Genomic DNA, 12,683 nt, shown 5'->3' with positions numbered 1-12,683 from the left:
TTAAAAAGATTAATCATTGATTTCAATTCGATTTCCCTTAACCTTGGGTAAATGTAGAGTGAGAATGCCATCGCGATGTCTTGCTGTTACTTTTCTTTCATTAATTGGTTTTGGAAAGGAAATGGTTCTAGATAATCGGCTTGCTGACAGATCTTTCTGAAACATTCCTTGAGTTTTATGTTGCGTAGCAAGGCTATCTACATGATTTGCCGAGATGGTTACCGCCTGGGTCAACAAATCAATGGAAATTTGGCTGCGTGCAATTCCGGGCAAGCTAGCAGTGAGGATATATTCGGAATTCGTCTCATGAAGGTCGACCGGAAAGCTTCGTTCTTTTGCTGAACTAAAGAAATCATCAAGTGATTGCAGCATGCCTTTGGGTCTCTCGGAAAACAATCGATCCATCTTGTGAATAAAATGGGTAAAAGGCTCATTTCTGCCCTTGTGGTTATTATTTTTTTCAGAAGAGGTCATCACAGTGCTCCTTTCTAAAAATTCCTTTGCATATAGGCTATGTAGAGACTTAATATGTGTGAATCAAAGAAGGGTTTAGATATAGGGAGGAAGGGAATAACGTTACTAAATGATTATTTTTAGAAAAGAGGGATAGAGATGAATAAAAGGAACAAGCTTTCTTACATAGATAGCGGGGAAGGTAAAAAAACGTTGCTATTTATCCATGGATTTTGCGGAAGTCATGGGTATTGGCAGGACATCATTAGTGGTTTAAAAGATAAATATCGAGTTATTGCCATTGATTTACCAGGTCATGGTGCAAGTGAGCCACTAGGGACATCTTTCACGATTGAAGAGATGGCAGTGAATATTGCTGCATTCTTAGATGAACAGCAAATCAATCAGGTTTACATGTTCGGTCATTCGCTCGGAGGTTATATCACATTGTCATTTGCTGAGCAGTTTGCTGAAAAATTGAGTGGTTTCTCCCTCATTCATTCCACCGCATTGCCTGACGATGAGGCTGGGAAGGAAGGGCGGTTAAAATCTGTTGAAAAAATTGAAATTGACGGGATCCCTGCCTTTATTGACGGACTTGTACCGAAGCTTTTTGCTAAATCTGATGATCCTAACATTGAAAATGCAAAAGAAATAGGTTATAAAACAAGTGAAAGTGGAGCAATCGGTTCTTTGCATGCTATGAGGAAAAGAAGAGACCGAAATCATGTACTGAAAGATACAAAGCTACCTGTCCTTTTGGTTGCAGGTGAACAAGATAAGGTTATTCCTGCTAAAAAAACCTTTACTGTAAAAGGGGATCATATTAAAGAAGTTATACTCAAAGGAAGCGGGCATATGGGGATGTTGGAAGCCCCAGGCAAACTTGCCGAAGAAATTATACGTTTTGTCGAAGGAAAATAAGTGAAGAAATAACAAGTAGGAACACGGAATTTTACCGTTTCCTGCTTTTTTTTTGTAAAAGGAAATAGTTTCCCTTTTGTACAGAACGTTCATTCGGTAGAATAGGAGTATGAGGTGGGTTATATGAAACTGCGAAAAAATTTACAAGAAGTTATCACTGGTTTAAAAACAAATGAGGAATTTAAAAATAATATTGTTCACTGGCAAGTTATTGACGCGAAAGAGGCAAAAATCGTCTCTTTCCCAGATCAAATAGATGATAAAATCAAGCAGGCTCTTAATAAACGAGGGATAAATGGGTTGTATACCCATCAGGCGACTGCTTTTGAGACTGCTGTGAGTGGTAAAAGCCTTGTGGCTGTCACACCGACAGCTTCTGGTAAAACGTTATGCTATAATTTGCCAGTTCTTCAAAAAGTACTTGAAGATGAAAAAACAAGAGCACTTTATATTTTTCCGACAAAAGCATTAAGTTATGATCAAAAAAGTGAATTGAACGAAATGATTAATGAGATGGAAGCTGATATAAATAGTTATACGTACGATGGAGACACACCATCCAATATAAGGCAAAAAATACGTCAGGCAGGGCATATTGTGATTACCAACCCTGATATGCTCCATTCGGGAATCCTGCCGCATCACACGAAATGGGTTTCTTTATTTGAGAATTTAAAGTATGTGATCATCGATGAACTTCATATATACCGAGGCGTTTTTGGAAGTCATACGGCAAACGTCATTAGAAGACTAAAACGAATCTGCCAGTTTTATGGAAGTGATCCTGTATTCATCTGTACATCTGCGACAATCAATAATCCAAAAGAGTTGGCTGAGGAACTTACGGAAAAAGAGATGGTTCTGGTCAATAACAATGGAGCACCGAGCGGAAAAAAACATTTTGTGTTTTATAATCCGCCAGTAATTAATAAACCGCTTAATATTCGAAGAAGTGCGGTGTTGGAAGTCAGGAAACTCGCAAATGAGTTTTTGAAAAATAAGATTCAAACAATTGTTTTCGCTCGAAGCAGGGTCCGTGTGGAGATTTTACTAACCTATTTACAGGAACTAGTGTCCAAACAGTTGGGTCCAAAATCGATCCGAGGTTATCGTGGAGGTTATTTGCCAACACAGCGTAGAGAAATTGAAAAGGGGCTGCGGGATGGTTCAATTTATGGTGTGATCTCTACGAATGCTCTTGAGTTAGGGGTTGATATCGGTCAGCTTCAGGTTTGCATCATGACTGGCTACCCTGGATCAATATCGAGCGCCTGGCAGCAGGCAGGACGTGCAGGTAGAAGGCATGGAGAAGCTTTAATCATCATGGTCGGCAGCTCTAGTGCTCTTGATCAGTATATCGTGAAGCATCCTGACTATTTCTTTACGAGAAATCCGGAAACCGCAAGAATTAATCCAGATAATCTCGTAATCTTGGTTGATCATATCAAATGTGCAGCATATGAGCTTCCTTTTAAAAAAGGAGATGCCTTTGGCAAAGCGGAGATTATTGACGTTCTTGAATTTCTGACAGAAGAAAGAGTTTTACACCAAAATGGCGATAAATGGCATTGGATGAATGACGCATTTCCGGCGAGCAATATCAGTCTTCGTTCTGCAGCACAGGAAAATGTCGTCATCGTCGATCAAACGAATGCCCCAGACAATAGGGTTATCGGAGAAATGGATACGTTCAGTGCGATGACCCTTCTTCACGATGAAGCAATTTATTTGCATCAAGGAATACAATTCCAAGTGGAAGAATTAGATTGGGAAGAAAAGAAAGCGTATGTACGTGAAGTCAATGTGGACTATTACACCGATGCTAACCTTGCTGTTCAGTTATCTGTATTGGAAGTGGATAAACAGCAAACATTCTCTTCAACTACAGCAGCTTTTGGAGATGTCTCTATCCGGGCGATGCCTACGATATTCAAAAAAATTAAATTTGAGACTCATGAAAATATTGGATCAGGGCCAATCAGCCTCCCGGAAGTGGAACTTCATACGAGCTCTGCCATGCTTTCCATGGAACCTGATATTTTTGAATGGGATGAAAATCGAATCGAGCAAGGAATGATAGGTGCCTCACACGCGCTGAATTACATGATTCCGCTTTATGTAATGTGTGATCCCCATGATATACATGTGTATCCACAAGTTAAAGCAGCACATAATGAAAAACCTACCATTTTTATTTATGACAGTTATCCAGGTGGAATAGGACTAAGTGATAAAGTGTTTGAAAATGCTGCGGTCATTTTGTTGGAAACAAAATCAATGATTGAAAATTGTTCTTGTGAAAACGGCTGTCCTTCCTGTATCGGAACGGAATCTGCTTCGAAGACAGCCAAAAGTGATGCTAAGCGGTTATTGGATCTGTTTTGTAAGGAAAACCATGCATCAAATGCAGGGGTATGTGAATAGAGGTGCAGTATTTTGTCATTAAAAAATAAATTGAATCGTATGAAAACACATATGAACTTAGAACCAATGAACAATCCTTCTCCTATAGAGGAAGATAGCACGTCAGTAAATACAGATATTCCTTTTCATGATAAGTGGCTGGAGAACGATACCGTTTCCTTTCATTTCGATGATGACTATTGTTTCATCCGTGAAGTCCGCTATCCCCTTAATCATAAGCATGGGTTGTATTCATTTTCTGAGTTGAAAAAGATTGTGAAAGAATGGAATCAAACTTCATTAGTGCATCCCCTTTCCGCTAAAGGTGTAAAAAGCGAAGAACTCTTTTTCTTCGATACCGAAACAACAGGGCTTGGCGGTGGTGCCGGAAATACAATTTTTTTACTAGGTTATGCCTATTTAGAAGATGAAGAAGTGGTCGTTAAACAGCATATCTTGCCACAGCCTGGTAGTGAAATACCGCTTTACCAAAGCTTTCTGGAAAACATCAATTATGAAACCCTTGTCACATATAATGGTAAGTCATTTGATTGGCCGCAGTTAAAAACCAGACATACCTTGATAAAGGAACATGTTCCAAAACTGCCTGAATTCGGACATTTTGATTTGTATCATGCTTCAAGACGCCTTTGGAAAAACAAATTAGAACGTGTAAAATTATCCGTTGTCGAAACAGAAATTTTAGGTGTACATAGAGAGGATGATATTCCTGGATATTTGGCGCCGATGATTTACTTTGATTTCGTTGAAAGAAAGAACCCGGAAATTTTGTTTGGAATCATGAAGCATAATGAAGTGGATATTTTATCACTAATCACTCTGTATATTCACTTGTCCCGGAAAATTCTCCAAATAGATGGATATACGGAAGAGTCGATGGAAATTGCACGCTGGCTCGATTATCTAGGAAAAAAAGAGGAATCGGTTGAGACCTATCAAAGAATATTGGAAGTAGGAAGTGAGGAAGATCGGATTATAGCTGGTAATGCTTTAGCCTTTCAGAAAAAGAAGCAAAAGCAATTCAATGAAGCGTTGGAGATTTGGAAGGAAGTTGCTTTAAAAGGGGATGTTCACTTAAGGATACAGGCTCAGATTGAATGTGCAAAATTATTTGAACATCAATTTAAGGACATCGCTTCAGCAATAAATTGTGCTAGAAATGCGCATCAAGAGATGATGAGGACAGAGAATGGCAACCATCTACCAAAAAAAATCTTGGATCTGAAAAAAAGGATTCAAAGACTCGAAAGGAAAAAAGGTTCTAAGGGTAGACTTGTATAATATAGATAGTCTTAAATAGGAATCTACATAGTCAATAAATACGTGATTATGAAATTTAAAAAAATGGTTACAAATATTGTAGCATTCAGTCATTATGTGTAAAATGGTAATGGTTGAGGGTGAAATTCTGAAACATTCATTTCATGCCTTACATCATTTAAATTCAAGGTGAAAGCGGAGCGGAGAAATGTATAAAACGACTTTATTTCTATTTTTTGTTGTCCTTTGTTTAACGATTGTTTTATTTACATCATTAAAAGACAGTTTCTACTCCTTTTTATAAGAAATTCACTCTGCAAGCACTTTTGTAGGGCTATCACATATAACGATGTGTACTTTTAGGTTGTCGCATAGAGTTTTATACTTATTACGTATAAATAGGTCTTTTCATCAGTACACGTAGCCCCTTTTTTTCATAGTCTATAATGGTAAGACCAAAATTATTATGACGAAAGGGGACGTAATATAAATGAATTTTCGTAATTGTGGAGGACATAAATCCAATGTTATGGGAACATCCAATGTAATGGGTGCATCGAATGTAATGGGAGCATCAAATGTAATGGGTGCTTCAACTGGAAAAAAACCTTCCCATGTAATGGGAGCTTATACTAGTCCGATGGCTGGCGGTTATCCGATGGCTGGCGGTTATCCGACTGCGGTATCTCCAGCGCAATATGGTCCAACACAAGCACTTCCATCTCAAGTAGCCCCAGCACAAGTATCTCCAACGCAGCAATATGTTAATACAAACGTTTCGAACACAGTGATACCTGTCGTTCACCCATCACATACTACAACCGTTAATAAACATGTAAACACGTATAAACATTACTTTCCGCATACTCAATCTGTAGTGAATGAGTGTTACACTCAAAACTTTATTTGTGGAAGGCCGCATCACCACCATCATTGCTGCCCACCTGGGCATTTCGGATATTAAAATTTAAGGGCTTATTTTAAGCCCTTATCTTCTTACATAATCATGTGAAAAGGGAGATTGGCCAAGTAATGAAGGTTTTGTACATAACTGGCTACAAAGCTTTTGAAATGGGAATATTTAAAAATGATCATGAAGCAGTAAAATATATAAAAAAAGCAATTAAGCAACGTCTTTTACCATTGGTGGAAGAGGGGTTAGAATGGGTAATTATTTCAGGCCAGTTAGGCACAGAACTATGGAGTGCAGAAGTAGTATTCGAGATACAGGAAGAATATACCCAGCTTAAATTAGGGGTACTTACTCCCTTCCTGAAACAGGAAGAGTCATGGAACGAGACGAATCAAGACTATTACCGTTCCATTTTAGCACGTGCTGATTTTATAGAATCCATCTTCAAAAAACCGTATGAAGGACCACAACAGCTGAAAACTAAAAATCGTTATATGGTCCATAAAAGTGATGCCATGCTAATCATTTTTGATCCCGAAAAAGAAGGATCCGCCCAATATCCTTATTACGAAGCAATGAAAAAAGCGGAAACTCAACTATACCCTATTTTACAGATAAGCTTTGATGATCTGCAACTGGCTGCAGAAGAAGACAGTTGGGCCGAAGATTAGCACAGTAAAAATAATTATGGACTAAAAGTTGTTTCAAAAGCATATTCATATTATGATGAAAATTAGATACAGATTTATGGGAGTACATATCGGGCACTAAAAAAGTATGACGTATAAAAAAAGTGTTTCGTTGACAAACCCAAGTAGATTTGAAAAAATAATAAAAAGTCGATTGTATTGGCGAAAGTATTGAGGTGAAGTCTTATGCTATCCGATAAGATAAAATTAACGGCTAAAGATATTCTTGAAAAAGATTTTAAAACAGCCATAAAGGGTTATAAACCTGAGGATGTGGATCAATTTCTGGATCTAATCATTAAAGATTATGAAGTGTTTCATCAGGAAATTGATGATCTTAAACAAGAAAATCTTAAATTAAAAAAACAGGCCGAAGAGAGTACAAAACGTCCGAGCCAACCTGCACCTGGTGCCACTCCTGGGACCACTAACTTTGATATCCTTAAACGGTTATCCAACTTGGAAAAGCACGTATTTGGAAACAAGCTTTTTGATTAATGTTTTTAAAAGGTAAAATAATTTGTATTGTGTTTTCTTGAATAATGTATTATAATCAATAATGTTATGTTAACGTTTGGGTAATTGCTGCTGCATTTTTTTGCAGTAGAGGAAAGTCCATGCTCGCACGGACTGAGATGTCCGTAGTGTTCGTGCCTGGCGAAAAAATAAGCTTGGGCAGCAGTCTTGGATTGCTGACGGCTGGGAAAATGCCTAAGTCCTTTTGGATATGGCATGAATACCTATAAAAGTGCCACAGTGACGGAGCCTTTACAGAAATGTAAAGGGTGGAACGAGGTAAACCCCACGAGCGAGAAACCCAAATTAATGGTAGGGGCGCTTTCTTCCTTGGAATTGAACGAGGAGAAGGACAGAAGCTATGCTTCTGTAGATAGATGATTACCGCCGAAGTACGAGACGTGAGTCGCTTGCAGTACTGAGGAACAAAACATGGCTTACAGAACGTTACCATATAACACTTAAAGCACAACTCTCCTTTTTAAAAGGAGAGTTTTTGTTTGTGAAAAAATTGTCCATTTTAAAATTTCCCTCAATATCTTAACACTAGAGGTGCAAAATACCTTATCATAGAAGTGAAAATGACTTTGTAAAAGTATTCGAAGATTATGTGAGTGACATAAATGAACAGGTCAGTATTCTAGAGTTTTTTTAATTTACTAATACTTTTATACAGCAATATGATATGTATAGTGATTCACCAGTGATTATCCATAAAGGGGGAGTTCTTTACCTTATAGTTAAGATTCCCCCATTTCCGAAGAGTCGAATCGGGATGTATTACGTTGCTCTATTTTTGGACATTACCAATCGAGAAAAAAGATCAGTTTCAAAAGTGGGTCAGTAAGACGTATTGTTGGGTACGGCAATGTTAACTCTAAATCATGAGTATAATAATAATAACTTTCATAAGGGTATAATCAATACCTTTCTGTGTTAAACTTGGATTTTGACTGCAATTGAAAGAAATGAGTTGCAGGTACATTATCTTCCGCAAGTTCACTTGGAAACAGGAGATGTGATTGGACCGGAATACATATCACCTTGGAGAGTTCATTTCTTTTCCAAAAGAGACAGACCTTGTTAACCTAAATCAGCCAGTTGGTTATAAAATGAACATGTGAGTATGTTAAGTAATTCCATATTTCTGGGTATCCTAATTGCAAGGTTAGCATTAACATTTCTAGTTTGTATTTTAACAGGAATAATGTTAGAAAAAGGTATTGTCCTTATTGAAAATAAGAACATTTCCCCTATTGCGCAAGGATTGAAACTGTTGGATAGCAGAATTATGGCAAATGCAGAGGGTTCTGTTGAATAATTGGTTATTCTTAAAAAACAGGGGGTCATTTTGTCTATCAATGATCTTGGTACTGGTTATTCTTCCTTAAGTTATATTAAATGGTTTCCGATTGATACAATGAAAATTTATCAAAGTTTTAATGAAAAGTTGGTCAATTATAAAGGTGACTTGCTCATTGTAAAAGCTACCATCACGATGTCGAAGACACTTAATCTGGAAATCATTGCTGAAGTCGTTGAACATAAAAAGCATGTAGACTTTTTGAAAAAGCAAAAGTGTGATATCATTCAAGAGTTTTACTTGTCAAAACCGCTACCTGTTTCTGAATTAAAAAAAATTTGGAAATGCGGGAACCGATTTTGATTAATGGAAAGTAGGTGCATGAAGAAATGAAACAATTCGATATTATTGCAACATCAGCAATGGGATTGGAATCAATTGTTGCCAAGGAAGTTCGGGATCTTGGCTACGATTGTCAAGTGGAAAACGGGAAAATTATGTACAAAGGGGACCAATCAGCCATTGCTCGCTCTAATTTGTGGCTGCGCAGTGCAGACCGTGTGAAAATTAAAGTCGCTGAATTTAAAGCTTATTCTTTTGATGAGCTGTTTGAAAAAACAAAAGCCTTGAACTGGGAAGATTACTTATCTGCAGACGTTGAGTTCCCTGTAAGTGGTAAATCAGTTAAATCGCAGCTTTACAGTGTCCCTGATTGTCAGGCTATCGTTAAAAAGGCGATTGTTGATAGATTGAAAAGTAAATATAAACAAGTATCTTGGTTTGAAGAAACAGGTCCTTTGTTTAAAATTGAAGTTTCTATCTTAAAAGATGTAGTGACACTTACTATGGACACATCAGGTGCAGGACTTCATAAGCGCGGATATCGCACAGGGCAAGGGGAAGCGCCCCTTAAAGAAACTTTGGCGGCTGCATTGATCATGCTGACTAATTGGAAACCGGATAAACCTTTCATTGACCCATTTTGTGGATCTGGAACTATTCCTATTGAAGCTGCATTGATTGGGCAGAACATCGCTCCTGGTTTTAACCGGGAATTTGTTTCTGAAAGCTGGGCTTGGATGGACAGTAAGGTTTGGGATGAAGCGAGAATTGAAGCTGAAGATTTAGCGAATTATGATCAGTATTTAGACATAACAGGTTGTGATATTGATCATCGCATGGTTGAAATTTCAAAAGCCAATAGTTTTGAAGCAGGACTTGGTGATCTTGTTGAATTCAAACAAATGCAAGTGAGAGATATCTCGACCAGGAAAGAATATGGTGTTATTGTGGGGAACCCACCCTATGGTGAACGTCTAGGGGAGAAAAAAGCTGTTGAACAGATGTATAAAGAAATGGGGCAGGCCTTCAAGAAGCTTGATACTTGGTCAGTGTACATGATTACCTCGAACCCTGACTTTGAACAGTTTTATGGTAAGCCTGCAACTAAAAAAAGGAAGTTGTTCAATGGATTCATCCGAGCGGACCTTTATCAGTATTGGGGAAAACGGCCGCCAAAACAACCGAGAAATGAATAAATAGGTATAATATAATGGAAAATTTAGAATAGTCAGGACATTTTATTCATAATAGGTTCCAGTCTTGCTTATCATTTCCTTTTCTGTTATTCTAATAATGAATTATTTTTGTTCAGATTTAAGGAATACCTTAATATTCAATGAGCAAGGATAGTAATATAATGTGTGGCGAACACACTAGGAGGCAACAAAAATGGAACAAGGTAAAGTAAAATGGTTTAACGCAGAAAAAGGTTTTGGATTCATCGAACGTGAAGGTGGAGACGATGTATTCGTACATTTCTCAGCTATCCAAGGCGAAGGTTTCAAAACACTTGAAGAAGGCCAAGATGTTACATTTGATGTAGAACAAGGTCAACGTGGACCACAAGCATCAAACGTAAACAAAGCTTAATTCAACTAAATAGTACTTACAGACAGGCTCTCATGAAGAGCCTGTCTTTTATTTTACGAGTAGGGAGCCGCTTTGCTTACATACATAGAAGATGCAGTTTATACGGGAAAATTCATTTCTTGTAGAAAGGTAAATAACTTGACTATCAATGTAGAATAAAGGATAATATACTTTTGCCTAGATAAGTTATTTTACGAAATTTTATATACTGATGATAGATAAAAGGGGAGACCATGATGCTTAAAACACTGCCTTTTTCGGTTACAAAGGAAGATTCTTTTTACGATAAGCTTTCAGAATGGATCGGTGATGTTTTTTACGATATTCTTCCCGAAAAAGGATTTGAGCTGCGTGACGAACAAATCTTCATGGCTTTTCAATTAGAAAAAGCCTTTAAAGAAAAGAATGTAAGTTTTGCGGAGGCTGGTGTAGGGACTGGTAAGACATTGGTCTATTTACTATATGCCATTTGTTATGCCCGATATACTAATAAACCGGCAATTATTTCGTGTGCAGACGAAACATTGATTGAACAGCTTGTCAAAGAAGAAGGCGACATTCAAAAAATTAAGAACGCATTAGGTATTGAAGTGGATGTACGTCTTGCCAAATATCATGATCAATATGTATGCCTTAAGAAATTGGAGTATGCAGTGAATCATGAAGATTCAGAGGGAATAGATCAGCTATATGATGAACTTCCCAAGTTTGTCCATGATAACTCATCCATGAATGCTTATACTGCTTACGGGGACCGTAAACAATATCCATATTTGAATGATGAAGACTGGTCAAAAGTAGGCTGGGATCAGCTTCAAAACTGTTTTACGTGTGATAAACGCCATCGTTGTGGACAAACCCTTTCACGAGACCACTACCGAAAATCAAGTGATTTGATCATTTGTTCACATGACTTCTTTATGGAGCATGTTTGGACAAAAGAAAAACGTAAGCGTGAAGGACAGTTACCGTTATTGCCAGAACATAGCTGTGTAGTCTTTGATGAAGGCCATTTATTGGAGTTTTCTGCTCAAAAGGCACTAACGTATAAAGTTGGTGAACAAACTCTTGCTTCGGTTTTAGAATTGCTAACAGCCAACCAGGTGCGTGAAGAAACGCTTTACATCATTGAAGACTTAATTGACATTAATGAAGAGTTCTTCGATTTGCTTGATGAAAAGGCCATTCATGTTAGTGGTTCTAATCGGTATGAAATTCCGATGTCCAAAGAAATTACAAACTTTGCACAAAAGCTTCATAAAAAGGTTGAAGAGTTAGAAGAAAACCTTGTTTTTGAAGCGGAAATGTACACCATTAATGACTATGATTTAAAAGTGACAGAAGAATACTTAGAACAGCTAGGATACTCACTTTCTCTATTTGTGAAGGATGAACAGGCGGTATCATGGTTTGAAGAAAATGAAATGACAAAAACATTGGTCATTATGCCAAGGCTTGTACAAGATATTTTGTCTGAACAAGTTTTTTCTAAAAAAATCCCTTACATTTTTTCTTCGGCAACATTATCTGATAATAAATCGTTCCAATACATTGCAGATAGCTTAGGGATAGATAAGTATGATAGCTTCTCTGTTGAATCGCCTTTTGATTATGATGAAGTCATGAAAATGAATATGCCGGTCTTTGAAAATGGAGACAAATTGGCTAAACTTAATTATACAATGAAGACGATTGAGGAAAATGAAGGTAGAACGCTAGTATTATTCCAATCAAAAGAAGAATTGCAATGGTTCAAGGAAAACAGCCAGAAAACAGCATATCCCTTTTATTTTGAAGGTGAAGCGGAGATTAGCGATCTTGTTAAAAGGTTTCAAGAAGAAGAGCAATCTGTTCTGTTCTCATATCATTTATGGGAAGGGCTCGATGTTCCGGGGGCTTCATTACAAAATGTAGTGATTCACTCACTTCCATTCCCGCCACATGATCCAGTATTCGAGGCAAAACGAAACTCGGTTACTAATGCATTTGAAGAAGTGGATCTTCCATATATGCTTCTTCGCTTGCGTCAGGGAATTGGACGTTTGATCCGTACCAGCAATGACTCGGGGACCGTACAGATTTTGATTGAGAAGGATCTTTCGGAACAGGTGAAAGAGAAAATTATTTCTGTTCTTCCTGTATCGCTTTAATTAAACTATTTTGAGAGTCAAGGGGCAAAGCCAGCCCTTGGCTCTTATTTTATTTTTAAGCTGCTGGTAGTTCTGATATGAAAACTTTTTGTATAATATGGTAAAGTGTAGATGGAAGG

The 12,683-nt window shown here is 37.5% G+C and carries 11 protein-coding genes and 1 other RNA gene; 11 read left to right on the top strand and 1 reads right to left on the bottom strand.

The annotated features are described in order from the left end of the window. Nucleotides 1-9: 9 nt before the first annotated feature. Entirely contained in the window at nucleotides 10-405 is a 396-nt protein-coding gene (locus RE409_RS17720; protein WP_162878643.1) for an Hsp20/alpha crystallin family protein, read from the bottom strand. A gap of 207 nt (nucleotides 406-612) precedes the next feature. Here RE409_RS17720 and RE409_RS17715 point away from each other — a divergent pair, with 207 nt between their 5' ends. From RE409_RS17715 to RE409_RS17665, 11 genes are all read left to right on the top strand, one after another. After that, complete coding sequence (locus RE409_RS17715) at nucleotides 613-1,377, top strand: alpha/beta fold hydrolase (protein ID WP_201223802.1); 765 nt, start codon at nucleotides 613-615, stop codon at nucleotides 1,375-1,377. A gap of 123 nt (nucleotides 1,378-1,500) precedes the next feature. Beyond that, on the top strand, nucleotides 1,501-3,801 hold the full coding sequence (locus RE409_RS17710; protein WP_309557861.1) for a DEAD/DEAH box helicase: 2,301 nt from the start codon (nucleotides 1,501-1,503) through the stop codon (nucleotides 3,799-3,801). Between the two features lie 12 nt (nucleotides 3,802-3,813). Beyond that, the gene (locus RE409_RS17705) at nucleotides 3,814-5,082 is read left to right on the top strand and encodes a ribonuclease H-like domain-containing protein (RefSeq protein ID WP_309557860.1); all 1,269 of its coding nucleotides are present in this window, start codon (nucleotides 3,814-3,816) and stop codon (nucleotides 5,080-5,082) included. A gap of 469 nt (nucleotides 5,083-5,551) precedes the next feature. Beyond that, nucleotides 5,552-6,025 (top strand): CotD family spore coat protein, encoded by a 474-nt coding sequence (locus RE409_RS17700; protein WP_242485397.1) that lies wholly within the window; start codon nucleotides 5,552-5,554, stop codon nucleotides 6,023-6,025. Between the two features lie 68 nt (nucleotides 6,026-6,093). After that, nucleotides 6,094-6,645 (top strand): SLOG family protein, encoded by a 552-nt coding sequence (locus RE409_RS17695; protein ID WP_201185606.1) that lies wholly within the window; start codon nucleotides 6,094-6,096, stop codon nucleotides 6,643-6,645. 204 nt (nucleotides 6,646-6,849) lie between these two features. After that, nucleotides 6,850-7,161 carry a cell division regulator GpsB gene (gpsB, locus tag RE409_RS17690; RefSeq protein WP_053346734.1) on the top strand — a complete coding sequence of 104 codons (312 nt, stop codon included), beginning with the start codon at nucleotides 6,850-6,852 and terminating at the stop codon, nucleotides 7,159-7,161. A gap of 72 nt (nucleotides 7,162-7,233) precedes the next feature. After that, nucleotides 7,234-7,624, top strand: an RNA gene (gene rnpB / locus RE409_RS17685) — RNase P RNA component class B. A gap of 876 nt (nucleotides 7,625-8,500) precedes the next feature. Further along, on the top strand, nucleotides 8,501-8,845 hold the full coding sequence (locus tag RE409_RS17680; RefSeq protein ID WP_309557859.1) for an EAL domain-containing protein: 345 nt from the start codon (nucleotides 8,501-8,503) through the stop codon (nucleotides 8,843-8,845). A 26-nt stretch (nucleotides 8,846-8,871) separates the two neighbouring features. Next, nucleotides 8,872-10,020: a THUMP domain-containing class I SAM-dependent RNA methyltransferase gene (locus RE409_RS17675; protein ID WP_056524964.1), complete on the top strand. Its 1,149-nt coding sequence runs from the start codon at nucleotides 8,872-8,874 to the stop codon at nucleotides 10,018-10,020. A 193-nt stretch (nucleotides 10,021-10,213) separates the two neighbouring features. After that, on the top strand, nucleotides 10,214-10,414 hold the full coding sequence (locus tag RE409_RS17670) for a cold-shock protein (protein ID WP_034307871.1): 201 nt from the start codon (nucleotides 10,214-10,216) through the stop codon (nucleotides 10,412-10,414). 233 nt (nucleotides 10,415-10,647) lie between these two features. Continuing rightward, a complete protein-coding gene (locus RE409_RS17665; RefSeq protein WP_397443364.1) occupies nucleotides 10,648-12,564 on the top strand; it encodes an ATP-dependent DNA helicase in 1,917 nt (638 codons plus the stop codon). Nucleotides 12,565-12,683: the final 119 nt, after the last annotated feature.

The sequence above is a fragment of the Peribacillus sp. R9-11 genome, from assembly GCF_031345095.1.
Taxonomy (GTDB): Bacteria; Bacillota; Bacilli; order Bacillales; family DSM-1321; genus Peribacillus; species Peribacillus butanolivorans.
This window is presented reverse-complemented; position numbering and strand designations above follow the sequence as displayed.

Excerpts from the sequence above, each read along its gene's own strand:
- RE409_RS17720 (WP_162878643.1), bottom strand. The coding sequence starts at position 405 with ATGGATCGATTGTTTTCCGAGAGACCCAAAGGCATGCTGCAATCACTT.
- RE409_RS17715 (WP_201223802.1), top strand. The coding sequence starts at position 613 with ATGAATAAAAGGAACAAGCTTTCTTACATAGATAGCGGGGAAGGTAAA.
- RE409_RS17710 (WP_309557861.1), top strand. The coding sequence starts at position 1,501 with ATGAAACTGCGAAAAAATTTACAAGAAGTTATCACTGGTTTAAAAACA.
- RE409_RS17700 (WP_242485397.1), top strand. The coding sequence starts at position 5,552 with ATGAATTTTCGTAATTGTGGAGGACATAAATCCAATGTTATGGGAACA.
- RE409_RS17695 (WP_201185606.1), top strand. The coding sequence starts at position 6,094 with ATGAAGGTTTTGTACATAACTGGCTACAAAGCTTTTGAAATGGGAATA.
- gpsB (WP_053346734.1), top strand. The coding sequence starts at position 6,850 with ATGCTATCCGATAAGATAAAATTAACGGCTAAAGATATTCTTGAAAAA.
- RE409_RS17675 (WP_056524964.1), top strand. The coding sequence starts at position 8,872 with ATGAAACAATTCGATATTATTGCAACATCAGCAATGGGATTGGAATCA.
- RE409_RS17670 (WP_034307871.1), top strand. The coding sequence starts at position 10,214 with ATGGAACAAGGTAAAGTAAAATGGTTTAACGCAGAAAAAGGTTTTGGA.
- RE409_RS17665 (WP_397443364.1), top strand. The coding sequence starts at position 10,648 with ATGATGCTTAAAACACTGCCTTTTTCGGTTACAAAGGAAGATTCTTTT.